The following is a 24,831-nucleotide window of genomic DNA, read 5'->3' as shown; positions in this document are numbered from 1 at the left end:
GGCGGCCGGGGCTGTGGACGACGCTGCCCGCAGGTGGATCTGTGGACGGTCGGCGGCCCGGAGTAGCGTGCCCGCGTGCGTGCCCAGGCCTCCGTGCTCCACCTCGATCTCGACGCGTTCTTCGCCTCGGTCGAGCAGCGCGACAAGCCGTCACTGCGGGGCAAGCCGGTCGTCGTCGGCGGGGTGGGCGGTCGGGGCGTGGTCTCGACGGCCTCCTACGAGGCCCGCAAGTACGGCGTCCGATCCGCCATGTCGACCCGCGAGGCCCGGTCCCGCTGCCCGCACGCCGCGTTCCTCAGCGGCCGCTTCCACGCCTACCGCGACGCCAGCCGGGCCGTCATGGGCCTGCTGCGCTCGGTCAGCCCGCTGGTCGAGCCGCTCTCCCTGGACGAGGCCTTCGTCGACCTGCAGCAGGCGGACCTGCCCGACCTCGAGGTGCCGACGGTCACCGCGTTCGCCGAGGAGCTGCGCGGCCGGCTGACCGAGGTGACCCGGGGCCTGACCGCCTCGGTCGGCGTCGGCACCTCCAAGTTCATCGCCAAGGTGGCCAGCGACCTCGACAAGCCGGACGGGCTGGTCGTCGTACCCCCCGGGACCGAGCAGGACCTGCTGCGGCCGATGCACGTCACGGTCATCCCGGGGGTCGGCCCGGCGACGGCGGAGCGGCTGCGTCGGGCCGGGATCCACACGGTGGCGGAGCTGGAGCTGGTCAGCCTCGACGAGCTGGTCCGGCTGGTGGGCAAGGCGCAGGGCGGCGGTCTCCACCAGCTCGCCCGGGCGCTCGACGACCGCCGCGTCGTGCCCGAGCGGGAGGCCAAGTCGGTCAGCGTCGAGGGCACCTACGACACCGACCTCACCGACCGGAAGCTCATGGAGGGCCTGCTGACCCGGCAGGCGGGGGAGGTCGCCGCGCGGCTGCGCAAGAGCGGGCTGTCCGGCCGCACGGTCACGATCAAGGTGCGCCTGCACGACTTCACGACCCTGAGCCGGTCGAACACCCTCGGCTCCCCCACGGACGCGGCCGGGACCATCGCCCGGGTGGCCCGCTCGCTGCTCACCGACCTCGACACCTCGGGCGGGGTCCGGCTGCTCGGGGTCGGCCTGTCGGGCCTGGCCGACTGGGTGCAGGAGGACCTGTTCGGCGAGACCGCCGAGGACGAGCCCGAGCTGCCCGAGGTCGAGGTGCCGCACCACTCCCGGCGTACCTGGGCACCCGGGATGGACGTCGAGCACGACGAGCTCGGCCGCGGCTGGGTGTGGGGGTCCGGGCGCGGCGTGGTGACGGTCCGGTTCGAGACGGCGGCGACCCCGGCGGGGCCGGTGCGGTCCTACGCCGAGGACGACCCGGCACTCCGGCCGTGGCTCCCCGAGGAGGTGACCGAGGAAGCGAGCGCGGAAACGACCGAGGGCCCCGCGACGGTATGAGCGTCACGAGGCCCTCGCTGTGAGGCGGAGTGGGTGACGCCCGCCTCGACCCGACCGGAGCTCCGACCCCGCCGTCCCCGTCACCGGGCCGACGCCGCGAGTCGCCTCGCGGTGCGGATCCTCGCTCTGCCTGATCCCCGGCTCCTCACCTGCCTTGCGGCCGGTTCCGAGCTGGTGAGGTAGTTCTACGTGACCGTGACCGGCGCCACCAGACGTGCCGCTGGTCCCACAGCTCTCTCCACAGAACAGGGCCGTCGGTCCACAGGTATCGGCGGTGATCCACAGGCTCCGGTCTGGACCTGTGCACCCGCCTGTGGAGAGCCGATTCACCGAGTCGTTACACGCGCGGCACGTACGACGCACGGTGGACACGGTCCACTGTCCGGAGACATCTGCCGGGTCGCTCGGAAGGCCCCGATACCTCTAAGGACTCCTCGATGGACACAGGCACCACAGCCTTCATGCTGGCGTGCATCATCGGCCTGACGATGATGATCCCCGGCCTGGCGCTGTTCTACGGCGGCATGGTCAGCGTCAAGAGCAGCATCAACATGATGATGATGACCTTCGGAGCCGTCGCGGTCGTCGGCGTCCTCTGGGTGCTGTTCGGCTACTCCATGGTCTTCGGTGACTCCTACGGCGACGCCGGCCTGCTCGGCAGCATCACCGAGTACGCCGGCCTCGGCGAGGCGATCGCGGACGGAGAGGTCGCCGTACCGCTCGCGCTCTTCGCGGTCTTCCAGGCGCTCTTCGCCGGCATCACCGTCGCGCTGATCTCCGGCGCGGTCGCGGACCGGATGAAGTTCGGCGCCTGGATGATCTTCGCGGCGATCTGGGCCGTCCTCGTCTACTTCCCGGTCGCGCACTGGGTCTTCGCCTTCGACGCAGCCGACGGCAGCGTCATCGGCGGCTGGATCGCCAACGACCTGAAGGCCATCGACTTCGCCGGCGGCACCGCGGTCCACATCAACGCCGGCGCCGCGGCCCTGGCGCTCGCCGTCATCCTCGGCAAGCGCGCCACCTGGGGTCAGGCCCCGCGCCCGCACAACGTGCCGCTCACCCTGCTCGGCGCCGGCCTGCTGTGGGCCGGCTGGTACGCCTTCAACGGCGGCTCGGCCCTCGCGGCGAACAACGCCTCCTCGGTGGTCATGCTGACGACCTTCATCGCCACCTGCGCCGCGATCCTGGCCTGGCTCGCCGTCGAGCAGCTCCGCACCGGCCACACCACCGGCATCGGCGCCGCCTCCGGCGCCATCGCCGGCCTGGTCGCCATCACGCCGTCCTGCGCCGCGGTCTCACCGATGGGCTCGATCGTCGTGGGAGTGGTCGCCGGCGCACTGTGCCAGCTCGCGGTGGGCCTGAAGGACCGGCTCGGCTACGACGACACCCTGGACGTCGTCGGCGTGCACCTGGTCGGCGGCATCATCGGCACCCTGATGATCGGCATCGTCGGCAACGCCGACATGCCGAGCGGCGTCGACGGCCTGCTGTACGGCGGCGGCCTGGAGCAGCTCGGCCGGCAGGCGGCGGCCGTGGTCGCCGTGCTCGCCTACACCCTCATCGTCACGGCGGCCATCGCCCTGGCGCTGAAGGCGACGATCGGTCTGCGGGTCTCCCCGGAGGACGAGGAGAGCGGCATCGACTCCAAGCTGCACCGCGACCCGGCGTACGACCTGGTCTGACCTCGACGACGGCCGTCCGGGCCTCGCGCCCGGGCGGCCGTTTTCGCGGCCCGCCGCGTCCACTCTCCGTGGCTCATGACTCCTCGCAGTAGACAAGGATCCTGGATGACCGACCTCCCGACCCTGGCCCGCGAGAGCGGGACCACCTTCCTGCTGGCCCTCTTCGTCGACCTGCGCGGCAAGCCCTGCGCGAAGCTCGTGCCCGTCGAGGCGGTCGACGCGCTCGCCACCGAGGGCGTCGGCTTCGCCGGGTACGCCGTGGGCGCGATCGGCCAGGAGCCGTGCGACCCCGACCTGATGGCGATCCCGGACCCGGGATCGTTCACGCCCATCCCGTTCGTCAAGCCCGGTCTGGCGATCGTGCACTGCGACCCGCACGTCGAGGGCGAGCCGTGGCCCTTCGCGCCCCGGGTGCTGCTGAAGTCGGTCCTGGCTCGCGCCGCCGAGGCCGGCCTGGCGCCGTACGTCGGTGCGGAGGTGGAGTACTTCCTCCTCGACCGCGACGAGCAGGGCCGGCTGCGCACCGCCGACCCGGCCGACACCGCGGCCCAGCCCTGCTACGACGCCCGGGGCGTGACCCGGATGTACGACCACCTCACCTCGATCTCGCGGGCGATGAACGACCTCGGCTGGGGCAACTACGCCAACGACCACGAGGACGGCAACGGCCAGTTCGAGCAGAACTTCGCGTACGCCGACGCGCTCACCACCGCCGACCGGGTCATCACGCTGCGCTACCTGCTCAGCGTGCTCGCCGAGGAGCGCGGGATGACCGCGACCTTCATGCCCAAGCCGTTCGGGGACCGCACCGGCACCGGCCTGCACCTGCACGTGTCGCTGCAGCGGGACGGGCGCAACGCCTTCCCGGCCGGGCCGGGCGCCGAGGACCCGCGGGGACTGGGCCTGTCCCCCACGGCGTACTCGTTCGTGGCCGGCGTCATCGAGCACGCCTGCGCCCTGCAGGCCCTGCTGGCGCCGACGGTCAACTCCTACAAGCGCACCGGCGCCCTCACGACGGCCTCGGGCGCGTCCTGGGCGCCGAGGCGGGCGACGTACGGCGGCAACGACCGCACCCACTACGTCCGGGTGCCCGACGACCAGCGCGTCGAGCTGCGGGGCGGGGACGGCTCGGCCAACCCCTACCTGGCGATCGCCGGGGCCGTCGGCGCCGGACTGGACGGCATCTCGCGGGGGCTGGACCCGGGCGACCCGGGCGCGACGACGAGCGACCCGCTGCCGCTGACCCTGCTGCACGCGGTCGAGGCGCTCGAGGCCGACCCGGTGCTGACGGGCGTCCTGGACGCCGCCGGGGAGGGCGTGGCCCCGTACTTCGCGAGGCTGAAGCGCGAGGAGTTCTTCACCTGGCACAGCCAGGTCTCCCCGTGGGAGATCGACGAGTACCTGAGGGCGTTCTGATGTGCGGCATCGTGGGCCTGCACCTGCGCGACCCCGCCCTGTTCCCGCGGCTTGGCGAGCTGTTGAGCGGGATGCTCGGCGAGATGGAGGAGCGCGGCGCCGACTCCGCCGGGGTCGCGGTGTACGGCGACCCGCGCTGGTCCCCGCCCGGGCACGCGAGCGTGTCGGTGCTCGACGCCGGCATGCGGCCGGACGTGCTCGCGGAGACACTGACCGCGGAGACCGGCAGCGAGGTGGCCGTCGTGCCGCTGGGCTCGACGTACGTCGTGCACGCACCGATGGCGGTCGAGGCGCTGCTCGCCGCGGTACGGGCAGCGGCGCCGGAGGCACTGGTCGCCGGCTTCGGCGACGACCTCACGGTGCTGAAGGGGGTCGGCCGACCGCGCGACCTCGCCGAAGGCTGGGGCCTGGCGCACGCACAGGGCTGGCAGGGCGTCGGCCACACCCGGATGGCGACCGAGTCGGCGGTCACCCCGGCCGGTGCGCATCCCTACGCCGTCGGTCCCGACCAGTGCCTGGTGCACAACGGCTCGTTCGCCAACCACGCGACGATCCGGCGCGAGCTGCGCGCCCGCGGCGTCGTCTTCGACAGCGAGAACGACACCGAGGTGGGCGCGCTCTACGTCGCGCAGGCCCTCGCCGACGGCCTCGACGTCGAGGCCGCACTGAAGGGGCTGTGCGCGGAGTTCGACGGCTTCTACACGCTGCTCGTGTCGAACCGCACCTCCTTCGCCGTGGTCCGCGACGCCATCGCCTGCAAGCCGGCGGTGGTCGCCGAGACCGACGACTGGGTGGCGATGGCCTCCGAGTACCGCGCCCTGGCCGGCCTGCCCGGCATCGACGGCGCCCACCTGTTCGAGCCCGAGCCGGAACGGATCTACGCATGGACACGATGACCGACCCTTTGACCGACACCACCCGGCTGGACCTCGCCGAGCTGACCCTGCGCGAGGTCAACCGCACCCTGCACGAGATGACCTCCGGCGAGGTGGTGGTCACGAACCCCCGCGGCGCGCACAGCGTCGCGGCCGGCCTCACCGCACCGCTGCTGGTGACGATCGCCGGGCACTGCGGCTACTACGCCGCCGGCATGAACCAGCTCGCCGACGTGGTCGTCGAGGGCACCGCGGGGGTGGGCGTCGCGGAGAACATGATGAGCGGCTCGGTGCGGGTCCGCGGCAACGCCAGCCAGTCGGCCGGCGCCACGGCGCACGGCGGCCTGCTGGTCGTCGAGGGCGACGCGGCCGCGCGCTGCGGCATCTCGATGAAGGGCGTCGACATCGTGGTCGGCGGCAGCGTGGGCCACCTGAGCGCGTTCATGGCCCAGGCCGGGCGGCTCGTCGTACGAGGTGACGCCGGGGAGGCGCTCGGCGACTCGATCTACGAGGCCCGGCTCTACGTCCGCGGCACGGTCGCCTCGCTGGGCGCCGACTGCGTCGAGAAGCCGATGCGATCGGAGCATCTCGCCGAGCTCGCCGGGCTGCTCGAAGCCGCCGGCTTCACCGACGACGACCCCGCGTCGTACTCCCGCTTCGGCTCGGCGCGCGGGCTCTACCACTTCCACGCCGACAACGCGTACTGAGGGGACCACCGATGACGTACGCCGAGCGCGGGCTCCGCGAGTCCGCCACCTTCGACCGCGCCACCATCCACGGCATCCAGCGCGCCGCCGCCACCGGTGTCTACGACATCCGGGGCTGGGGCGCCAAGCGCGCGCTGCCGCACTTCGACGACCTGCTGTTCCTCGGCGCGAGCATGTCCCGCTACCCGCTGGAGGGCTACCGCGAGTCCTGCGGCACCGACGTGGTGCTCGGCGGCCGGCACGCCGAGCGGCCGCTGCACCTCGACATCCCGGTCACCATCGCCGGCATGAGCTTCGGCGCCCTGTCGGCCCAGGCCAAGGAGGCGCTCGGCCGCGGCGCCTCCGAGGTCGGCACCTCCACGACCACCGGGGACGGCGGGATGACCCCGGAGGAGCGCGGCCAGTCCCGGCATCTCGTCTACCAGTACCTGCCGAGCCGCTACGGGATGAACCCCGACGACCTGCGCGCGGCCGACGCCATCGAGGTGGTGCTGGGCCAGGGCGCCAAGCCGGGGGGCGGCGGGATGCTGCTCGGCCAGAAGATCAGCCCGCGGGTCGCCGGGATGCGCACCCTCCCCGAGGGCATCGACCAGCGCAGTGCCTGTCGGCACCCCGATTGGACCGGCCCGGACGACCTGACCATCAAGATCGCCGAGCTGCGCGAGATCACCGACTGGCAGAAGCCGGTCTACGTCAAGGTCGGGGCGACCCGGACCTACTACGACGTGAAGCTGGCCGTGCACGCCGGCGCCGACGTGGTCGTCGTGGACGGGATGCAGGGTGGGACCGCCGCCACCCAGGACGTGTTCATCGAGCACGTCGGCATCCCCACCCTGGCCGCGCTCCCCCAGGCGGTGCAGGCGCTGCAGGAGCTGGGCGTGCACCGCCGGCCCGACGGGGTGCAGCTGGTCGTCTCCGGCGGCATCCGCACCGGCGCCGACGTCGCCAAGGCGCTGGCCCTCGGCGCCGACGCCGTCGCGATCGGCACCGCCGCGCTGATCGCGCTCGGCGACAACGACCCCCGCTGGGCCGCCGAGTACGACGCGCTCGGCTCCGCCGCCGGCTTCTACGACGACTTCCAGGACGGCCGCGACCCGGCCGGCATCACCACCCAGGACCCCGAGCTCGCGGCCCGGCTCGACCCGGTGCTGGGTGGACGGCGCCTGGCCAACTACCTCAGGGTGCTGAGCATGGAGGCGCAGACCATCGCCCGCGCGTGCGGCAAGTCCCACGTCACCCACCTCGAGCCCGAGGACCTGGTGGCGGTCACGCTCGAGGCGGCCGCGATGGCCCGGGTGCCGCTGGCCGGCACCTCCTGGATCCCGGGGACGACCGGTGGCCTCTGAGTACCTCGAGGCCGCGTACGACGTCTGCGTGGTCGGCGCCGGCCTCGCGGGCACGGCCGCGGCCCGCGAGCTGGCCGCCCGCGGCCACTCGGTGCTGCTGCTGGAGCAGCACACCGTCGGCCACGTGCACGGCAGCTCGCACGGGTCGTCGCGGATCTACCGCCGCGCCTACCTCGACCCGTTCTACGTCGACCTCACCGGCCGGGCCGCGGACGAGTGGGACCGGCTCGAGGCCGAGGCCGGCGTCGCGCTCCGGACCCGGACCGGCGGGCTCGACACCGGCACCGCCCGGACCCGCGGCGTCCTCGACCTGCTGACGGCTTCCGGGATGCCGGTCGAGCTGCTGAGCGCCGGCGAGATCGCCGAGCGCTGGCCCGGCATCGCGCTGGCCGGCGAGGCCGCCTTCCACCCGGAGGCCGGGCACCTCGACGCCGACGCCACCGTCCGGGCCTGCGTCGGCCTCGCCCTCGCCCACGGGGCGGACCTGCACGAGCAGACCGCCCTGACCCGGCTGGAGCCGGTCGCCGATGGGGTGGTCGTGCACACCGCGGGCGGGTCCGCCCGCGCGGCGACGGTCGTGGTCGCGGCCGGCGCCTGGCTGCCCGAGCTGCTGGGAGGCCTGGGCGTCAGCCCCGAGCTCCCGCCGCTGTGGGTCAAGCAGCAGGAGCTCTTCCACTTCGCGCACCGCGACCCCGCGGCCCGCTGGCCGACCCTGGTCGACAAGCACGAGGTCGAGCTGTACGCGCTCGGCTCGGGGCGCGACGGCGGCCCCGCGCCGTCGTACAAGATCGGGCAGTTCGACAGCGAGTCGCTCACGACGGCGAGCACCCGCGACGGCGTGATCGACGACCGGCCCCGCCGGGTCGTGACGTCGTACGTCGAGCAGCACCTGCCCGGTCTCGTCCCCGATCCGACCGAGGAGGCGACCTGCCTGTTCACGATGACCGGCGACGGCGACTTCGTGCTCGACCGGGTCGGGCCGGTGGTCATCGCCTCGCCCTGCTCGGGGCACGGCGCCAAGTTCGCGCCGCTGCTCGGGGTGCTGCTGGCCGACCTGGTCGCGGGGGCGGCGCCGGAGCCGCGGTTCGCGTTCCGGGGAGCAGGCCGGTGAGCCGGCGGCTGATCCGCAACGCGACCGGCACCACCCGGCGCCGTGACCCCTCGCAGCCGCCGCCGGAGAGCAGCCTGGAGGACACCATCGCCCGCAACGTGCGCGCGCTGCGGATCCAGGCGGGGCTCTCGGTCGCCGACGCGGCCGACCGGATCGGCATCTCCAAGGCGATGCTGTCGAAGATCGAGAACTCGCAGACGTCCTGCAGCCTGGCCACGCTGTCCCGGCTGGGCACCGGCCTCGACGTGCCGGTGACGTCGCTCTTCCGGGACGCGGACGGCGAGCGGGAGGCCGTGCACACCCCCGCCGGCCAGGGCCCCCGGATCGCCCGCGAGGGCACCCAGGCGGGCCACGACTACGAGCTGCTCGGCTCGCTGCGCGGTCAGCACAAGCGGCTGGAGTCGCTGCTGGTCACGCTGACCGCGAAGAGCGACACCTACCCGCTCTTCCAGCACCCGGGCACGGAGTTCATCCACCTGCTCGAGGGCGTCATGGACTACGGCCACAGCCGCACCGTCTACCGCCTCGAGCCCGGCGACTCGCTGCAGTTCGACGGCGAGGGCGCCCACGGCCCGACGGACCTGGTCGAGCTGCCGATCCGGTTCCTCTCCGTCATCGCCTTCCCCGACAGCACGACGCGCTGAACGAACCACCGGGACGGGCCTGCGGGGGCAGCCGGATAGGTTCGCCCCATGCAGCCCCCTGTCGCCGACCGACGACCCACCACCCGCGAGATCCACGGCCAGACCCGCGTCGACGACTACGAGTGGCTGCGCGACAAGGACGCGCCGGAGGTGACGGCGTACCTCGAGGCCGAGAACGCCTACACCGCCGAGCGCACCGCCCACCTGGCCGAGCTGCGGACCCGGATCTTCGAGGAGGTCAAGGCCCGCACCCTCGAGACCGACCTGTCGGTCCCGAGCCGCAACCGCGGGCACTGGTACTACTCCCGCTCCTACGAGGGCAAGGAGTACGGCGCCACCTGCCGCGTCCCCGTCGGCGACCCCGACGACTGGACGCCCCCGAAGCCCGCGGCCGAGGCCCGCCCCGACGAGCCGGCGCTCCCGGGCGAGGAGGTGCTGCTCGACCTCAACGAGCTGGCCGAGGGGCACGAGTTCTTCTCGCTCGGCGGCTCGGCGCTCACCCTCGACGACACCCTGCTGGCCTACGCCGTCGACACGGTCGGCGACGAGCGCTACACCGTGCGGTTCAAGGACCTCACGACCGGCGGCCTGCGCGACGACGAGCTCACCGACGTGATGGGCGGCGTCGTGTGGCACCCCAACGGCCTGGACTGCTTCTACTCCACCATCGACGACTCCTGGCGGCCCGACAAGGTGTGGCGGCACCGCCTCGGCACCCCGCAGGCCGAGGACGAGCTGGTCCTGCACGAGCCCGACGGCCGGTTCTGGACCGGCATCGGCCGCAGCCGCAGCAACCGGTTCCTGATGACCGCGACCGGCTCGAAGACCACCACCGAGTACCGCTACCTCGACACCGCCGACCCGGACGCCGAATGGGTGCTGTTCGCGCCCCGCCGCGAGGACCTGGAGTACACCCTCGAGCACGCGGTGCTCCGCGGCGAGGACGCCTTCCTGGTGCACCACAACGCGACCGGGCCCGACTTCGAGATCGGGGTCGCCCCGATCGCCCCTACCGCGCCCGAGGAGTGGCACCCGCTGGTCGCCCACGACCCCGCCGTACGCCTCGAAGGCGTGGACGCCCACGCCGGCCACCTGGTGATCCACCAGCGCAGCGACGGGCTCACCCAGCTGCGGATCATCGAGCTCGACGCGGACGGCACCGGCGACGACTACCTGGTGGAGTTCGACCACGAGGTCTACACCGTCGGAGCCGGCGGCAACCCGGTCTTCGACCAGCCGACCGTCCGGCTCGGCTACACCACGATGTCGGTGCCGTCCTCGGTCTACGACTACGACGTCCGCACCCGCGAGCTGACCCTGCTGCGCCGCGCGCCCGTGCTGGGCGGCTACGACCCCGACGACTACGAGGAGCACCGGCTCTGGGCGAGCGCCGAGGACGGCGAGCGGGTGCCGATCTCGATCGTGTGCCGCCGCGGCTCCCGCGAGGGGGTGGGCGGGGGCAGCCAGCCGGTCCCGACCCTGCTGTACGGCTACGGCGCCTACGAGGTCTCCACCGACCCGTACTTCTCCGTCGCCCGGCTCTCGCTGCTCGACCGCGGCGCGGCCTTCGCGATCGCCCACGTCCGCGGCGGCGGCGAGATGGGCCGGCGCTGGTACGACGAGGGCAAGCTCTTCGCCAAGCAGCACACCTTCGGCGACTTCATCGCCTGTGCGCGACACCTGGTCGACACCGGCTGGGCGACCCCCGAGACCCTGGTCGCCGAGGGCGGCAGTGCCGGCGGCCTGCTCGTGGGCGCGGTCGCCAACCAGGCGCCGGAGCTGTTCGGCGGCTTCGTCGCCCAGGTGCCGTTCGTCGACGCGCTCACCACCATGCTCGACGCCACCCTGCCGCTGACCGTCACCGAGTACGACGAGTGGGGAAACCCGGAGGCCGACCCGGAGGTCTACGCGTACATGGCCGGCTACGCGCCGTACGACAACGTGGCCGACCGGGCCTACCCGCCGATCCTCGCCGAGACCTCGCTCAACGACACCCGCGTCCTCTACGTCGAGCCCGCCAAGTGGGTGGCGCGCCTGCGCGCGGTCACGGGCAACCCCGACGTGCTGCTGCGCACCGAGATGTCGGCCGGCCACGGCGGGGTCTCGGGGCGGTACAAGTCCTGGCACGACCGGGCCTTCACGCTGGCCTGGATCCTGGATCGGATGGGCCTGGCGGACCGCTGATCGGGGTGCAGCCCTGAGAAGTCCCTGAGAGTTGGCGGATCAGGCAACTCGCGGGCCCTCCCACACGTCGTTCCAGCTGAAGGCCCAACGGGTTTGACAGGGGAATCCTCTGGACACCTGGGGCGTTGACGACGATGTGAGCCGGCAACAGCCGGTGTCACGGAAGCTAGGAGGGCCCCATGGCTACACGAACCGCATCTGCGGGGGGACGCGAGATCGAGGGCCGCGACAGCGTCGGCCTGTACCTCGACGAGATCGCCCGCAATGCCCTCCTCGACGCGGCCACCGAGGTCGAGCTCTCCAAGACCATCGAGGCCGGCCTGATGGCCGAGCACCTCCTCGCCGAGGGCCGGGTCGGTCGCCGCAAGGGCGGCGCCCCGATGACGGCCAACGCCGAGGAGCTCGAGTGGCTGGCCGAGGAGGGCCGCAAGGCCATCGACACGTTCATCACCGCCAACCTCCGGCTGGTCGTCTCCATCGCCCGCAAGTACGGCCGCGCGCAGATGCCGATGCTCGACCTGATCCAGGAGGGCAACACCGGCCTGATCCGCGCGGTCGAGAAGTTCGACTACACCAAGGGCTACAAGTTCTCGACCTACGCCACCTGGTGGGTGCGGCAGGCCATCACCCGTGGCATCGCCCAGCAGGCCCGGGTCGTCCGGCTCCCCGTGCACGTCGTCGAGGAGCTCAACCAGGTCGGCGGCGCCCGTCGTACGCTCGAGCGCCAGCTGGGCCGCGACCCGGAGCCGCACGAGATCGCCACCGAGCTCGGCATGCAGGTCGAGCGGGTCCTCGACCTGATGGCCTGGGGTCGTGAGCACGTCAGCCTCGACTCCCCCGTCGACGAGGACGGCGACACCTCCCTGGGTGACCTGATGGCCCAGGAGACGTCGCCGGGTCCGGACCTGTCGTTCCTCGACGTGGAGGCCCGGGACCGGCTCAACAGCCTGGTCGGCCACCTCGACGAGCGGGCCGCCGACATCATCCGATCGCGCTACGGCCTCGTCGACGGCCGGCAGCACAAGCTCGCCGACATCGGCACCAAGCACGGCATCTCCGCCGAGCGGGTGCGCCAGCTCGAGCGGGAGGCGCTGCAGAAGCTGCGCCGGATCGCTGACCCGGACCTCGCGGCCTGACCGGTCGCAACGTCCTCGGCACCACTCGGAAGCCCCCGCCCACCGGCGGGGGCTTCCGTGCGTTCAGGCCGTCCCGGCCTCGCGCCGCTCGTGCAGCCGCTGCTGGGCGGCGGCCAGGTAGGCCAGGCACGGCGCCTCGGCATCCGGGTGCTTCTCGGTCAGGTGGAAGGTCCACCGGTCCATCGCCGCCATGAAGCCGTTGTCCCCGCTCTGGCGATGCGTCGACCAGGGCTTGTCACCCTTGCCCGTGCACGTGGTGCAGCTGATCTTGTAGAGGAACTGCTGCTGTCCGTCCAGGTCGATCTTGACCCGGGCCAGCGGCCCGGCCTCCACGGCCGCCTTGCGCTCTCGAGCAGATCGGCTCGCCACCATGTCGCACCCCCGTGTTCAGAAGGTGACAGGCTACGCCGGTGCAGATCACGCCCGACCCACTGACCTCGCCCGAGATCGCGGCCTTCCTGCAGGCCCACCTCGACCAGATGCACGAGACCTCCCCGGCGGAGAGCGTGCACGCGCTCGACCTGGCCGGCCTGCGGGTGCCCGGGGTGCGCTTCTGGTCGGCGTACGACGCCGGGGAGCTGGTCGGCTGCGCGGCCCTCAAGCGGCTCGACGACGGGCACGCCGAGCTGAAGTCGATGCGGACGGCACCGCACCGGACCCGCCAGGGCATCGCCGCGCGGATCCTCGCCTTCGTGCTCGAGGAGGCCCGGGCGGCCGGGTTCGACCGGGTCAGCCTGGAGACGGGGACGCAGGACTTCTTCGCCCCCGCCCGGGCGCTCTACGCCCGTCACGGGTTCGTCGAGTGCCCGCCCTTCGGCGGCTACCGCCTCGACCCGAACAGCACGTTCATGACCCGGAGCCTGACCCGGAGCTCGTGAGCTCGGCGTGCACCTCGAGCACCCGCGCGCGCAGGTCCTCGAGACTGCCGGTGTTGTCGAGGACGTGGGTCGCGATCGCGAGCCGCTGCTCGCGGGTGGCCTGGGCTGCGATCCGGGCCTCGGCGTCGGCCCGCTCCATCCCGCGGTCGCGGACCAGCCGCTCGACCTGGGTCTCGACGGGTACGTCGACGACCAGGACCGCGTCGAAGGTGTCGGCCCGGCCGGACTCGGCCAGCAGCGGGATGTCGTGGACGACCAGCGCGCCCGCGGGCGCCGAGGCCTCGAGTGCGGCGTACCGCTCGAAGACCAGGGGGTGCACGATCCCCTCCAGCACCCGACGCTTGGCCTCGTCGCCGAAGACGACCTTGCCGAGCGCCGGACGGTCGAGGTCACCCGCGGGCGTCAGCAGCTCGGTGCCGAACGCCTCCACCACCGCCGCCAGACCCGGCGTGCCCCGCTCCACCACCTCGCGGGCGAGCTTGTCGCCGTCGATGACGACGGCGCCGAGCTCCTCCAGGATCGCCGAGACCGTGCTCTTGCCCGAGGCGATGCCCCCCGTGAGTCCCACTCGCGTCACGCGGGGAGTATCGCAGCCCGGGTCCGATCCGGAACCCGCGGTCCGGGGCCGAGCCCGCCCGGTGCCCTCAGTCAGCAGGTGGGGCGGCAACCGCGCCGATGATCACCTCGGTCACGCAGATGACCCCGTCGGTGGCCGTCGACTCGATCCGGACCTCGTCCTCCACGGCGCCCACGATGATCGCCTGGGGCGAGTTGAGCCCCTCGTGGATCGTGAACGGCAGGGTGTGCTCCCCCGCGTCCAGGGTCAGCCCGCCCGCCGTCGACGTGTAGGCGTTGACTGCACCATCCACTTGAACCCGTAGATCGAGCTCGTCATCGAGACCGTCACGCTCTCGCCCGCTCCGAGTGCGTAGCCGCAGTCGGGGACCGGGCCCGGGCGAGAACGGATCGCCGGGACGACGGCCGCCTCGAGGAGGCGACCCTCCGGGGACAGGGTGTAGAGCCGGTTGGCCTCCGCCTGCACCGTGCTCATCCAGGCGCGGGCGGGCGAGACCCCGATCCGGTGCACGGCCACGATGTCGGCCACCCCAGGGACGCGACCAGCGCGGTGACGACGGCCCACGGGAGTGCTCGGGGCAGAGCACCCTCCCGCAGCCGTGCGAGCGTCGACGAGTTCCCCGGCTCCTCGGGCGCGAGGACTCCGGCGTCACGCACAGCGCCAGGGCCAGCACGGCGAAGATGTCGGCGGCGTAGCGCTCGTAGCCGAGCTTGGTCAGGCCGAGGACCTCCAGTCGACCGCTCTGGACGAGCAGCCACCATGCTCAGCGGCACCCACGCCGAGCGCCGGACCGCGGTCGCCACCAGCAACCCCACGCCGACCACGACTCCGGTCAGGGCCACCTGCCGGCCGGCGGGATGAGCCTGAAGGGCGGCCTCCGTCGGCAGTGTGCCCCAGGGGCCGCCGAGGAGGCCCGGCGCCAGGAGGTGCCCGGCCAGCTCGCCGAACGAGCGCAGCACCGAGTCGATCGGCTGCCACCTAAACTCGACGGGAAAGGGCCCGGTCGAGTCCCGGCGCGTCAACGCGAGGTAGATCAGCCCGTAGCCGGTGGCGACGGCACCCAGCACGCAGCCCTCACGAACGAGCCTGCGCCAGCGGCCGGACCGCCGGGGTGCCAGGTAGATCATGACCGGAGCGATCGGAATGGCCACGAGGAGCGACTTCTCCCGCATGGCCAGTCCGGCGAGGTACGTCAGAAGCAGCCCGATCCGATCCGCACGGCGACCGTCGTCCGGGTCAGGCCGGGAGTCAGGCGGAGAAGGCGCGCCGGTACCGCTGGGGGCTGACGCCCCGGACCCGCGAGAAGTGGTGCCGCAGGGTCGCCGCGTTGCCGAAGCCGACGTCGCCGGCGATCCGCTCGACCGAGCGGTCGGTCTGCTCGAGCAGCTGCTCGGCGCGCAGCACCCGCTGGCCGGTCACCCACACGTGCGGGGTGGCCCCGACCTCGTCGCGGAAGCGGCGCGCGAAGGTGCGCGGCGACATCAGCGCCCGCTTGGCGAGGGCGTCGACGTCGAGCTCCTCGTGGAGGTTCTCGACGATCCACTGCTGCAGGACGCCGAAGGTCTCGCCGTCGCAGTCGGGCACCGGCCGGGCGATGAACTGCGCCTGACCCCCGTCGCGGTGCGGAGGTACGACGATCCGGCGGGCGGTCGTCGCGGCCACCCGGGCGCCGTACAGGTCGCGCAGCAGGTGCAGCGACGCGTCGATGCCGGCGGCGGACCCGGCGCCGGTCAGCACCGTGCCGTCGTGGCAGTAGAGGACGTCGGGACGGACCAGCGCCTCGGGGTACATCGAGGCCAGCCGGGCCGTGTAGCGCCAGTGCGTCGTGCACTCGCGTCCGTCGAGCAGCCCCGCGGCGCCCAGCTCGAAGACGCCCGAGCAGTGCGCGTAGAGGATGGCGCCCCGGTCGTAGGCCGCGCGCACCGCCTCCAGCACAGCCGGGTCGTGGTTGAGGAAGTCGTGCTTGGGGCTCAGGCAGACCAGGTCGGCGTCCGCGACGGCGTCCAGTCCGCGCTCGATGTGGAGGTCGTAGTCGGAGCGACCCTTGACCCGACCCGGGCGGGGGGTGCAGACCTGGAAGTCGAAGACCGGGTTGTCGTCGTCCGGGTGGTACGGCTCTCCCCACACCTCGACCAGGGACCCGAGCCCGAAGGGCTCGGCTCCGTCCTGCACGACCACGGCAACCGTCTGCACCCGTTCCACCTCAGCCATGCTGCCACAGGTCTGGCAGAAAATCGACGGAAGGTGACTTTCCTGCCACTGTGGCAGGAAGTCACTGAAGCGCAGGATACTGCCATGATCTTCTTCTACCTCCTGCTGGCGCTGGCCGCCACCCTCGCGTTCCTGACCATACGCACGATGGTCCACGACAGCCGGGGCACCCGGCGTCCCCCCACCTCCCACTACGAGGACCCCGCGTTCCGCGAGCCCGGCTACCTCGCCTGAGGTGCCGCCCGCTCCGGGGCAGAAACGGACGACGGCCCGGCCACCGTGAGGTGGCCGGGCCGTCGTGCGCGTGGAGCTGGTTGTTACCTGCTGATCAGCTTGCGCCGCCGGTCAGCTTCTCGCGGAGCGCCTGCAGCGCCTCGTCGGAGGCCAGCGAGCCACCCTCGGCGGCACCACCGGTCTCGACGTCGTCCGAGCCGCCGCTGGAGTACGACGTCGCCTCGCCCGCCTCGACCTCGGCCTGCTTGGCCTCGGCCTGCTGCTTGACGTGGGCCTCCCAGCGAGCGTGCGCCTTGGCGTACTGGTCCTCCCAGGTCGCGCGCTGCTCGTCGAAGCCCTCGAGCCACTCGCCCGTCTCCGGGTCGAAGCCGTCGGGGTAGACGTAGTTGCCCTGCTCGTCGTAGGTCGCGGCCATGCCGTAGAGGGTCGGGTCGAAGTCCTCGACGTCGCCCGCGGCAGCGGTCTCGTTGGCCTGCTTGAGCGACAGCGAGATCCGGCGACGCTCGAGGTCGATGTCGATGATCTTGACCATGACGTCGTCGTTGACCTGGACGACCTGCTCCGGGATCTCGACGTGACGCTCGGCGAGCTCGGAGATGTGCACCAGGCCCTCGATGCCCTCCTCGACGCGGACGAACGAGCCGAAGGGCACCAGCTTGGTGACCTTGCCCGGCACGATCTGGCCGATCTGGTGGGTCCGGGCGAAGTGCTGCCACGGGTCCTCCTGCGTCGCCTTCAGCGACAGGGAGACACGCTCGCGGTCCATGTCGACGTCGAGCACCTCGACCGTGACCTCGTCGCCCACGGCGACGACCTCGGACGGGTGGTCGATGTGCTTCCACGACAGCTCGGAGACGTGGACGAGACCGTCGACGCCGCCGAGGTCCACGAACGCACCGAAGTTGACGATCGAGGAGACGACACCCTTGCGGATCTGACCCTTCTGGAGCTGGGTCAGGAAGCCGTGGCGAACCTCGGACTGGGTCTGCTCGAGCCAGGCACGGCGCGACAGGACCACGTTGTTGCGGTTCTTGTCGAGCTCGATGATCTTGGCCTCGAGGACCTGACCGACGTACGGCTGCAGGTCGCGGACGCGACGCATCTCCACCAGCGAGGCGGGCAGGAAGCCGCGCAGGCCGATGTCGAGGATGAGGCCGCCCTTGACGACCTCGATGACGGTGCCCTCGACGACGCCGTCCTCCTCCTTGACCTGCTCGATGGTGCCCCAGGCGCGCTCGTACTGGGCGCGCTTCTTGGACAGGATCAGCCGGCCCTCCTTGTCCTCCTTCTGGAGAACAAGGGCCTCGACCTCGTCGCCGACCGCGACAACCTCGGAGGGGTCGACATCGTGCTTGATCGACAGCTCGCGCGAGGGGATGACGCCCTCGGTCTTGTAGCCGATGTCGAGGAGGACCTCATCGCGGTCGACCTTGACGATGGTGCCGGCGACGATGTCGCCGTCGTTGAAGTACTTGATCGTCGCATCGATGGCGGCGAGGAAGTCCTCTTCGGAACCGATGTCGTTGATCGCAACCTGAGGCGCGTCGTAATCGGGGAGAATCGAGATGGTGCTCGTCATAAGGGAAGGAAACCTTTGGTGGGCAGATGTTGTGCGGGCACGCGGAGAAGTCCTGTTTCACTACCGATGGAGTCGTGCGCGGATCCGGATGAGGGGATCCTGGCGCTGATAGCGAGCGAGAGTCCACTCCGTCCGGGACGCAGGCAGACCTCTGGCGCAGGATTGAGCCTACGCCGCGGCGCGCGCCTGCGTCCAACCAGCGCACTCCCCCGAGCCGCCCTCAGATCGTGCCGTCCCACGCCCCGGCGTCCCGGGTCCGGGCGACGACCTGCAGCAGCCGCTCGGCCCGGGCCGCGACCGGGTTCGCATCGGGCCGGGCGGCCAGCTCGACCAGCGCCCACAGGTCGGCCGCCCGGGCGAGCGCGAGCGCGTCGTCAGGGTCGGCTCCTCGGCGCTCGGCGTACGCCTCGAGGACCGCGGTCGTGAAGACCGGGTCCCGCTCGAAGCGGAGCAGGTTGCCGAGGTCGGTGAAGGGGTGCCCGGCGTGGGCGTACTCCCAGTCGACCAGCCCGGTCACCTCGAGGGTGGCGGGGTCGACCAGCAGGTTCTTCGGGTTCAGGTCGCTGTGCACGAGCACCCGCCTCGTGACGGAGTCGAGCAGGGACTGAGCGTCGTCGGCGACCCCGCCCAGGTCGGGCCGCGCCGTCGCCACCAGCTCCGGCAGTCCGTCGGGCATCCCCCACTCCCCGATCCGCAGGTCGGCGTCGACGAACGGACCGGCCGTCAGGTGCGGCATCCCGCCGAGGTCGGCGACGAGCCCGCCGAGCCGGGTGCCGAGGGCTCGCCGACCCGCCTCGTCGAGCTCCGGCAGCAGCAGGTCGGCCCGCACCCCGGGGAGGTACGACGTGACGAGCAGCGCCGGCATCCCGCTCGCCGGGTCGGCCCGGCGCAGCTCCAGCACCTCGGGCACCGGGAGCAGGCCCCGGACCAGCCGCAGCAGGGCTGCGTCGACCTCGGCCGCGGCCGACCCGCGGTGCCCGGCCTCGGCGTACACCCGGACGACCGAGCGCTCCCCCGCGACCTCGGCGAGGAAGGTCTGGCCCGACCAGCCGCCGGGCAGCGGCTCGAGCGAGGCGGCGGCGAGGTCCACGCAGGCGATGGTGCCATGAGGCGGGGGGCTACCGTCGGGTCGTGACCACCGGCAGCATGCTCGGCGACGCCGATGCCCCCGACTCGCGACAGCACCCCGACCTGCCGCCGTTCCGGGCCGAGCGGCGCACCATCGGCGAGGCCGACTCGCGGCGCGCCAACGGACCCGACTGGGACCGCTACGCCGACGAGTACCAGGCCACCCACGGCGCGTTCCTCGGCGACGCCGGCTTCGTCTGGGGGCCCGAGGGCCTGACCGAGGCGGAGGTCGGGATGCTCGGACCGGTCGCGGACCGCGACGTCCTCGAGGTCGGCTCCGGGGCCGGACAGTGCTCGCGCTGGGTCCGGACCCAGGGCGGACGCTCCATCGGCCTCGACCTGTCGCACCGCCAGCTGCAGCACAGCCGCCGGCTTGACGACTCCTCCGGCCTCGTGGTGCCCTCCGTGCTCGGCACCGCCACCGCGCTGCCGTTCGCGGACGGCTCCTTCGACGTGGTGTTCTCGTCGTTCGGCGCCCTGCAGTTCGTGCGCGACCTCGACGTGGCGGTCGGCGAGGCTGCGCGGGTGCTGCGCCCCGGCGGCCGGTTCGCCTTCTCGATCACGCACCCGACGCGCTGGATGTTCCCCGACGACCCGACGGAGGACGGTCTGGTGGCGAGCCAGTCCTACTGGGACCGCACGCCGTACGTCGAGACCGACGACGCGACCGGCGAGGTGTCGTACGTCGAGCACCACCGGACCCTGGGCGACTGGGTCGAGGTGCTGACCGCCGCCGGTTTCCGGATCGGCCGACTGCTGGAGCCGGAGTGGCCCGAGCACCACGACCGGGTGTGGGGCGGCTGGTCGGCGGTCCGCGGTCGGTTGACCCCCGGGACGGCCGTCTTCGCCGCGGACCTGCGGTGACCGGCACGACCTGGGTCGGCGACCCGGCGGTCGCCTGGACGCCCGCCGTCTCCGTGCGCCGGCCGCCCGGCCTCGACACGGCCACCCTCCGCGAGGCGGTGGACGAGCTGACGGCCCTGCTGCCCGGCGGCGCCGGGTCTGCTCCGGTGGTGGAGGAGGATCGGGACGGCCTCCTGCTCGGCGCCGTGACGGGCCGATCACCCCACCCGGTTCAGGTCGGCCTGTCCCGGACCAGGCTCGCGATCAGCGTCGACCACTCGGTCGGCGACGGGCTGAGCCTGCTCGCGCTGCTCACGGCCCTCACCGGTCGAGCTGCCACCTCGGGAGCCGCCGGCGTCGGTGACCGACCGCCCCGGCACGGCTTCGTGGAGGCCCGGCTGCGACGCGTCGGCGAGGCGTTGCTGAGCCCGCCCTCGGAGGTCGCCCCCACGCGCTCGACGCCGGGACCCGGCGGCGACGTCTTCGCCTCCACCGTGGTCGATGCGCGGCTCGGGACCGCCGCCCTCGTGGCCGCCTGTGCCGCCGCCGCTCCCGGACTGGTCGTCCCCTCCCGCCTGCGCCGCACCCGCGTGGCGGTCGGGGTCAGTCGTCCCGGGGGCGCCGAGCCGACCCTGGGCGATCAGAGCGCCCTGCTACGCCTGGGGCCCGGGCAGGTCGGCAGCGTCGAGGCGGCACGCACCGCCCTGCGGTCCCTGGGCACCGAGCCCGCCGCAGCCGATCCGGTCTATGCCGACCGGGCGTGGCTCGCCACGCTGACCGCCAGGGTCCAGGCAGGACTGGCGGGACGACTGGGTTCGACGTACCTCGTCTCGCACCTCGGGGAGCTCAACACCGACCTGGACGACGTGGCGTTCTACCCCGTCACCGGAGGCGGTTCCGGGGTCTCCATCGGAGCCGCGGTCCAGGACGGCCGCACACTGCTCACCGCGCGCGGACGGGGCGCCCGCCACGACCCGGCCGGCCTGAGCCGCATCCTCGATGCGGTGGCCGACCGAGCGCGCTAGCGAGCGCCCCGTCCTAGAAGCAGTGGATCAGACCTTGGCGGGCGCCCGTCCCGCGTTGGTCGTGGTGCCGGAGGTCGACTGCCGGGAGCGTCCGAGCAGCACGCCACCGGCGATCAACAGCACGCCCAGAATCAGCGCGAGCAGCGGGATCAACCCGTTGACCAGGCCGAGCAGGCTGGCCTTCTGCTCGTACTCGTCGATGTTGGCCGCGACCTGCGCGTCGGTGTAGCTCAGGTCGGCCTGGGTCGTGGTCGCGCGGTCCTCGCCCGCGATCTGCAGCGTGCTGTTCTGCTCCTCGCGCCGGTCGATGATCACACCGGTGTTGGGCTCCACCCAGAACGTGCGGCGGTTGGCGTAGGCGATGTCGACCTCGATCGGGTCGTTGCCGACCTCGCCGACGATGGAGGCGGGCGCCTCACGGGTGCCGACGACGGTCTGCGGGATCTCGGCCACGAACTGGTAGACCGTCATCCCGTCGAGGTCGGTCTCCTTCTCGAACTTCGCCTCGACCGTGTCCAGGATGGTGTCGTCCCACCACTGGTAGGACTTCTGCTCCGTGCCGAACGGGAACTTGTAGACCTGACCCTTGCGGACGACCTCGACGGGGCCCGCCTCCGCGTCCTCCTGCACGAACGAGCCGCAGCAGTCGACGGCCTCACCGGTGTGCGCGTCGTGGGCGGCCAGGGAGACGCTCTGCGAGAGCGTGTCACCGTCGGTGTTCTTGACGGTCTGGGTGTCGGCCCACACGAGCGTGCCGTCCGGCGCGTCGTTGGTGGCCTTGATGTCGCCTCGGGTGGTGTTGGTGACCTCCAGGTCCATCTTGACCTCGGTCAGCAGCGCGGGATCGGTGCTGAACACCACCGCGTCCTCAGCCGACAGTCGGGTGATGCTGTCCTGGTCCTTCGGGGCGACCGCCAACTGCGGATACGCGTAGAACTTGATCAGTGCCGCTGCGACGAGCAGGAACACCCCGAGGCCCACCAAGGCAGGCGGAAACAACCGGCGCATTTTGAGATTTCCCTCCCTACGCTGAGTGGCACACGTCACTCAGAACGCCCGAACACTAGCAGTCCGACGGTCCCTCGTCAGGCATTCGGACGGCGATCGTACTGAGCAGTAGGGTCGGCCCGTGGACGAGCAGGAGATCCGGAAATCGGCCGCGCTCGAGGAGCGCCACTGGTGGTACGCCGAGCGCCGCGCACTGGTGCGCAGGCTGGTGGCGCCACTGCCCACGGGGCGGGCGGTCGACGTCGGTTGCGGCGGCGGCGGCAACACCCGCGTGCTGCGCGACCTCGGCTGGGACGTCACCGGGCTGGAGTACTCCCCCGTGGCCGCCACGCTCGCCGCCTCCCGGGGGCTGAAGATCGTCCGAGGCGACTCCCGGCGCCTGCCGTTCGCCGACGGCACGCTCGACCTCGTGATGTCGACCGACATGTGGGAGCACATCGACGATGACGAGGCCGTGGCCCGCGAGACCTCCCGGGTCCTGCGCCCCGGCGGGCGCGCCCTGGTGGCGGTGCCGTGCAGCATGAAGCTCTGGAGCGGGCACGACGTCGCCCTGGGGCACCACCGACGCTACGAACGTGCGGAGCTGGTGACGCTGATGGAGGGCGCCGGACTCGACGTCGTCGACGTGATGTCGTGGAACGTCCTGTTGCGACCGGTCGCCCGGCTGCGCCGCCGGCACAACGACAGTGAGAGCGAGATGGAGGAGGTGCACCCGGTCGTGAACGCCGGACTGCGCCTCGCCGTCGCCACCGAGCGCTACCTTCCGGTCGGCCGGCTGCCCGGCATCAGTCTCGTCGCCCGCGCCGTGAAGCGCTGACCTCCGCGGCGGCGATCTCCGTGACCCGGGACCGCATCCGCGCCCAGGTGAACCGCCCGGCCCAGGCCTGACAAGCCGCGAACGAGACGTCCCGCTCACCGGGATCCGAGAGCTCGGCGAGTGCCTGCGCCATGGCCGCGGAGAGCCGCGCACCCACGACGTCGAGGTCTGCGTCGTCCGCCACCAGCCAGCCGGTCTCCCCCGGCCGCACCGAGTCGCGCAGTCCGGGCACGTCGCGCGCCACCGTCGGGACGCCGCAGCCCGCCGCCTCGATCACGACCTGGCCCCAGCCCTCGCTGTCGGACGCCGCGACGTGCAGGCTGGCGAGTCGCAGCAGCTCCCACTTCCGCTCCTCGGTGACGAAGCCGTGGAAGCACACGCGCTCGGCGATCCCCAGCTCGGCCGCCAGGGCGCGCAGCCGCTCCTCGTCGGGACCTCGGCCGAGCACGTCGAGGCGCAGAGCGGGCCGATCTCCGGTCAGGTCGCGGATCGCCCGCAGGACCAGGTCGACCCGCTTGTGCGGCACCAGCCGACCGAGTACGGCGACCCGGTCCGGTTCCTGGCCGGCTGGGTCGAACCGATCGGCGGGCGGTACGGCGGTGCCGTTGGCGACCACCTCGACCGGCCCCGTCCAGCCCAGCCGTTCGATCATCTCGGCGTGGGTCGAGGGCGAGACCGCGATCGTGCGCACCCCCCGGTAGACGCGGGGCATGACGACCCGCTCCAGCACCTGGCCCAACCAGGCCAGCGGCGCCGGGAAGTAGGTCGCGAACTGCTCCTGGTGGACGTGGTGGACCACGAGCACGAGTGCCGTCCGGCGGCCGACGTAGAGGGGCGACCAGGACGGGATGCCGCACTCGGGGTCGACGACGAGGTCGAGCCGCTTCCGCCGTCGAAGCAGGGCCAGCGCCGCGAAAAGGTAGAAGGTGAACTGGTTGCCGCCACGGACGATGCGGATCCCGTCCACGAGGTCGCTGCGGCTCTGCCCGCGGTCGCGTGCAGTGATGAAGTCGACGCTCGCACCGGCCTCGTGCAGGGCACGGGAGAACTCCCAGGCGTAGTGCTCGGAACCACCGGCCGCCGAGTGGTCCAGGTCGCGCCAGTTGACCACCGCGGTCCGGCAGCCTCGCAGGGCTCCCGAGTCGGCCGTCACCTCAGACGTCGGCCGCCATCGCGCCCAGCGACGGCGAACCCGTCATGGACGGGCCGAGCGGAACCGGGACCGGGATCGGGAGACCCGCCACAGCGCGAACCCGCCACGCGATCATCGCCAGCGCCGCGAACGACGAGGCCCCGTGCCGCACCGGGTCGAAGGTCGAGCCGGGCACGTCGGTCCAGACGACGGGAAACTCCTCGATCCGGGCGCCATGGGCTCGGGCGAGCCCGAGCAGCTCCACATCGAAGGAGAAGCCGGCCGAGCGGAGCCGGCGGGCGGTGACGCGTCCCAGCCAGCCGGTCATCAGCTTGAAGCCGCACTGGGTGTCGCGCACGCCCGGGACGACCCGAGCCGTGCAGGCCCGGTAGGCCCGCGCTCCGGACTCGCGCATCCAGTGGTGCCGCACCTCGGTGTCACTGCCGGGCACTGCGCGCGACCCGATCGCCATGTCGGCACCGAGCGAGAGCAGTCGCAGCCCCTCCTCCAGTGCGTCGAGGTGCGTCGCGCCGTCGGCGTCCATGAACCCCACGACGTCGGAGGTGGTCGCCAGCAAACCGGCCCGTACGGCGGCCCCCTTGCCCGGTGTCGCGCAGCGCACGACCCGGACGGGGAGCGCGGGGCTGTCCGCCTCCCGGGCCAGCGCTGCCGTGGCGTCGGTGCTGGCGTTGTCGACCACGATCACCTCGACCCGACCCGTGAGGGTCCGGCTCGCCAGGACGTGCTTGCGCAGCTCGCGCAGCGTGCGCGGGAGCCGGCCCTCCTCGTTGTACGCCGGGATGACGAGTTGCAGCATGCGGGGCCCTCCCAAGCCTGATGCAGCGACAACACGACCCGTCCACCTGGGACGGG

25 protein-coding genes are annotated in these 24,831 nt (G+C 72.4%); 15 read left to right on the top strand and 10 right to left on the bottom strand.

Translation table 11 applies throughout. The features are described from left to right. Positions 1 to 75 precede the first annotated feature (75 nt). The 10 genes from MUB56_RS14160 to MUB56_RS14115 all read left to right on the top strand — a co-directional run bounded on the left by MUB56_RS14160 (position 76) and on the right by MUB56_RS14115 (position 12,526). Positions 76 to 1,425 carry a DNA polymerase IV gene (locus MUB56_RS14160; protein ID WP_244927662.1) on the top strand — a complete coding sequence of 450 codons (1,350 nt, stop codon included), beginning with the start codon at positions 76 to 78 and terminating at the stop codon, positions 1,423 to 1,425. 437 nt (positions 1,426 to 1,862) lie between these two features. After that, positions 1,863 to 3,107: an ammonium transporter gene (locus tag MUB56_RS14155; RefSeq protein ID WP_244927661.1), complete on the top strand. Its 1,245-nt coding sequence runs from the start codon at positions 1,863 to 1,865 to the stop codon at positions 3,105 to 3,107. Positions 3,108 to 3,212: 105 nt separating this feature from the next. Then, positions 3,213 to 4,523: a type III glutamate--ammonia ligase gene (gene glnT / locus MUB56_RS14150; RefSeq protein ID WP_244927660.1), complete on the top strand. Its 1,311-nt coding sequence runs from the start codon at positions 3,213 to 3,215 to the stop codon at positions 4,521 to 4,523. After that, entirely contained in the window at positions 4,523 to 5,419 is an 897-nt protein-coding gene (locus MUB56_RS14145; protein WP_244927659.1) for a hypothetical protein, read from the top strand. Before glnT ends, MUB56_RS14145 begins: the two co-directional genes overlap by 1 nt. Next, complete coding sequence (locus MUB56_RS14140; RefSeq protein ID WP_244927658.1) at positions 5,407 to 6,105, top strand: hypothetical protein; 699 nt, start codon at positions 5,407 to 5,409, stop codon at positions 6,103 to 6,105. Before MUB56_RS14145 ends, MUB56_RS14140 begins: the two co-directional genes overlap by 13 nt. An 11-nt stretch (positions 6,106 to 6,116) precedes the next feature. Then, positions 6,117 to 7,451 (top strand): FMN-binding glutamate synthase family protein, encoded by a 1,335-nt coding sequence (locus MUB56_RS14135; RefSeq protein ID WP_244927657.1) that lies wholly within the window; start codon positions 6,117 to 6,119, stop codon positions 7,449 to 7,451. Then, the gene (locus MUB56_RS14130; RefSeq protein ID WP_244927656.1) at positions 7,441 to 8,562 is read left to right on the top strand and encodes an FAD-dependent oxidoreductase; all 1,122 of its coding nucleotides are present in this window, start codon (positions 7,441 to 7,443) and stop codon (positions 8,560 to 8,562) included. Before MUB56_RS14135 ends, MUB56_RS14130 begins: the two co-directional genes overlap by 11 nt. Beyond that, the gene (locus tag MUB56_RS14125; protein ID WP_244927655.1) at positions 8,559 to 9,206 is read left to right on the top strand and encodes an XRE family transcriptional regulator; all 648 of its coding nucleotides are present in this window, start codon (positions 8,559 to 8,561) and stop codon (positions 9,204 to 9,206) included. The genes MUB56_RS14130 and MUB56_RS14125 overlap by 4 nt, the downstream gene beginning before the upstream one ends. Positions 9,207 to 9,254: 48 nt before the next feature. Then, positions 9,255 to 11,390: a S9 family peptidase gene (locus MUB56_RS14120; protein WP_244927654.1), complete on the top strand. Its 2,136-nt coding sequence runs from the start codon at positions 9,255 to 9,257 to the stop codon at positions 11,388 to 11,390. A 179-nt stretch (positions 11,391 to 11,569) separates the two neighbouring features. Continuing rightward, positions 11,570 to 12,526, top strand: coding sequence for a sigma-70 family RNA polymerase sigma factor (locus tag MUB56_RS14115; protein WP_244927653.1), 957 nt, complete (start codon positions 11,570 to 11,572; stop codon positions 12,524 to 12,526). 63 nt (positions 12,527 to 12,589) lie between these two features. Here MUB56_RS14115 and MUB56_RS14110 read toward each other — a convergent pair whose 3' ends face one another. Then, a complete protein-coding gene (locus MUB56_RS14110) occupies positions 12,590 to 12,898 on the bottom strand; it encodes a hypothetical protein (protein ID WP_244927652.1) in 309 nt (102 codons plus the stop codon). 38 nt (positions 12,899 to 12,936) lie between these two features. On the opposite strand from MUB56_RS14110, the gene MUB56_RS14105 reads away from it, so the two are divergent. Continuing rightward, positions 12,937 to 13,404 carry a GNAT family N-acetyltransferase gene (locus MUB56_RS14105; protein ID WP_244927651.1) on the top strand — a complete coding sequence of 156 codons (468 nt, stop codon included), beginning with the start codon at positions 12,937 to 12,939 and terminating at the stop codon, positions 13,402 to 13,404. Here MUB56_RS14105 and coaE read toward each other — a convergent pair. The 4 genes from coaE to MUB56_RS14085 all read right to left on the bottom strand — a co-directional run bounded on the left by coaE (position 13,373) and on the right by MUB56_RS14085 (position 16,174). Continuing rightward, positions 13,373 to 13,981 carry a dephospho-CoA kinase gene (gene coaE / locus MUB56_RS14100; protein ID WP_244927650.1) on the bottom strand — a complete coding sequence of 203 codons (609 nt, stop codon included), beginning with the start codon at positions 13,979 to 13,981 and terminating at the stop codon, positions 13,373 to 13,375. The two genes, MUB56_RS14105 and coaE, sit on opposite strands and share 32 nt — an antisense overlap. 67 nt (positions 13,982 to 14,048) lie before the next feature. Beyond that, positions 14,049 to 14,273 carry a hypothetical protein gene (locus MUB56_RS14095; RefSeq protein WP_244927649.1) on the bottom strand — a complete coding sequence of 75 codons (225 nt, stop codon included), beginning with the start codon at positions 14,271 to 14,273 and terminating at the stop codon, positions 14,049 to 14,051. After that, positions 14,228 to 14,509, bottom strand: coding sequence for a hypothetical protein (locus MUB56_RS14090; RefSeq protein ID WP_244932479.1), 282 nt, complete (start codon positions 14,507 to 14,509; stop codon positions 14,228 to 14,230). Before MUB56_RS14090 ends, MUB56_RS14095 begins: the two co-directional genes overlap by 46 nt. Before the next feature lie 720 nt (positions 14,510 to 15,229). Beyond that, positions 15,230 to 16,174, bottom strand: a complete 945-nt coding sequence (locus MUB56_RS14085) for a helix-turn-helix domain-containing protein (RefSeq protein WP_244927648.1) — start codon at positions 16,172 to 16,174, stop codon at positions 15,230 to 15,232. A 102-nt stretch (positions 16,175 to 16,276) separates the two neighbouring features. Here MUB56_RS14085 and MUB56_RS14080 point away from each other — a divergent pair, with 102 nt between their 5' ends. Beyond that, on the top strand, positions 16,277 to 16,426 hold the full coding sequence (locus MUB56_RS14080) for a hypothetical protein (RefSeq protein ID WP_244927647.1): 150 nt from the start codon (positions 16,277 to 16,279) through the stop codon (positions 16,424 to 16,426). 94 nt (positions 16,427 to 16,520) lie between these two features. Here the strand turns inward: MUB56_RS14080 and rpsA are convergent, their stop codons facing one another. Further along, positions 16,521 to 18,005 carry a 30S ribosomal protein S1 gene (gene rpsA / locus MUB56_RS14075; protein ID WP_244927646.1) on the bottom strand — a complete coding sequence of 495 codons (1,485 nt, stop codon included), beginning with the start codon at positions 18,003 to 18,005 and terminating at the stop codon, positions 16,521 to 16,523. Positions 18,006 to 18,225: 220 nt separating this feature from the next. Beyond that, positions 18,226 to 19,095, bottom strand: coding sequence for an aminoglycoside phosphotransferase family protein (locus tag MUB56_RS14070; protein ID WP_244927645.1), 870 nt, complete (start codon positions 19,093 to 19,095; stop codon positions 18,226 to 18,228). A gap of 41 nt (positions 19,096 to 19,136) precedes the next feature. Between MUB56_RS14070 and MUB56_RS14065 the strand changes: the two genes are divergently transcribed. Together MUB56_RS14065 and MUB56_RS14060 are read left to right on the top strand one after the other, a co-directional pair. Continuing rightward, complete coding sequence (locus MUB56_RS14065; RefSeq protein ID WP_348536689.1) at positions 19,137 to 19,997, top strand: class I SAM-dependent methyltransferase; 861 nt, start codon at positions 19,137 to 19,139, stop codon at positions 19,995 to 19,997. Continuing rightward, entirely contained in the window at positions 19,994 to 21,001 is a 1,008-nt protein-coding gene (locus MUB56_RS14060; protein WP_244927644.1) for a hypothetical protein, read from the top strand. The genes MUB56_RS14065 and MUB56_RS14060 overlap by 4 nt, the downstream gene beginning before the upstream one ends. A gap of 27 nt (positions 21,002 to 21,028) precedes the next feature. On the opposite strand, the gene MUB56_RS14055 is transcribed toward MUB56_RS14060, so the two are convergent. After that, on the bottom strand, positions 21,029 to 22,000 hold the full coding sequence (locus tag MUB56_RS14055; protein WP_244927643.1) for a DUF3068 domain-containing protein: 972 nt from the start codon (positions 21,998 to 22,000) through the stop codon (positions 21,029 to 21,031). Between the two features lie 130 nt (positions 22,001 to 22,130). Here MUB56_RS14055 and MUB56_RS14050 point away from each other — a divergent pair, with 130 nt between their 5' ends. Beyond that, complete coding sequence (locus tag MUB56_RS14050) at positions 22,131 to 22,826, top strand: class I SAM-dependent methyltransferase (RefSeq protein ID WP_244927642.1); 696 nt, start codon at positions 22,131 to 22,133, stop codon at positions 22,824 to 22,826. On the opposite strand, the gene MUB56_RS14045 is transcribed toward MUB56_RS14050, so the two are convergent. Next, positions 22,795 to 23,937, bottom strand: coding sequence for a glycosyltransferase family 4 protein (locus MUB56_RS14045; RefSeq protein WP_244927641.1), 1,143 nt, complete (start codon positions 23,935 to 23,937; stop codon positions 22,795 to 22,797). The two genes, MUB56_RS14050 and MUB56_RS14045, sit on opposite strands and share 32 nt — an antisense overlap. Before the next feature lie 43 nt (positions 23,938 to 23,980). Continuing rightward, positions 23,981 to 24,775 (bottom strand): glycosyltransferase, encoded by a 795-nt coding sequence (locus MUB56_RS14040; protein WP_244927640.1) that lies wholly within the window; start codon positions 24,773 to 24,775, stop codon positions 23,981 to 23,983. Positions 24,776 to 24,831: the final 56 nt, after the last annotated feature.

Origin of the sequence: Nocardioides sp. W7 (genome assembly GCF_022919075.1) — a bacterium.
GTDB lineage: Bacteria > Actinomycetota > Actinomycetes > Propionibacteriales > Nocardioidaceae > Nocardioides.
This window is presented reverse-complemented; position numbering and strand designations above follow the sequence as displayed.

Bases quoted from the DNA above. Each gene is read 5' to 3' on its own strand.
- MUB56_RS14145 (WP_244927659.1), top strand. From the start codon at position 4,523: ATGTGCGGCATCGTGGGCCTGCACCTGCGCGACCCCGCCCTGTTCCCG.
- MUB56_RS14110 (WP_244927652.1), bottom strand. From the start codon at position 12,898: ATGGTGGCGAGCCGATCTGCTCGAGAGCGCAAGGCGGCCGTGGAGGCC.
- MUB56_RS14120 (WP_244927654.1), top strand. From the start codon at position 9,255: ATGCAGCCCCCTGTCGCCGACCGACGACCCACCACCCGCGAGATCCAC.
- MUB56_RS14040 (WP_244927640.1), bottom strand. From the start codon at position 24,775: ATGCTGCAACTCGTCATCCCGGCGTACAACGAGGAGGGCCGGCTCCCG.
- rpsA (WP_244927646.1), bottom strand. From the start codon at position 18,005: ATGACGAGCACCATCTCGATTCTCCCCGATTACGACGCGCCTCAGGTT.
- MUB56_RS14155 (WP_244927661.1), top strand. From the start codon at position 1,863: ATGGACACAGGCACCACAGCCTTCATGCTGGCGTGCATCATCGGCCTG.
- MUB56_RS14080 (WP_244927647.1), top strand. From the start codon at position 16,277: ATGATCTTCTTCTACCTCCTGCTGGCGCTGGCCGCCACCCTCGCGTTC.
- MUB56_RS14115 (WP_244927653.1), top strand. From the start codon at position 11,570: ATGGCTACACGAACCGCATCTGCGGGGGGACGCGAGATCGAGGGCCGC.
- glnT (WP_244927660.1), top strand. From the start codon at position 3,213: ATGACCGACCTCCCGACCCTGGCCCGCGAGAGCGGGACCACCTTCCTG.
- MUB56_RS14135 (WP_244927657.1), top strand. From the start codon at position 6,117: ATGACGTACGCCGAGCGCGGGCTCCGCGAGTCCGCCACCTTCGACCGC.
- MUB56_RS14140 (WP_244927658.1), top strand. From the start codon at position 5,407: ATGGACACGATGACCGACCCTTTGACCGACACCACCCGGCTGGACCTC.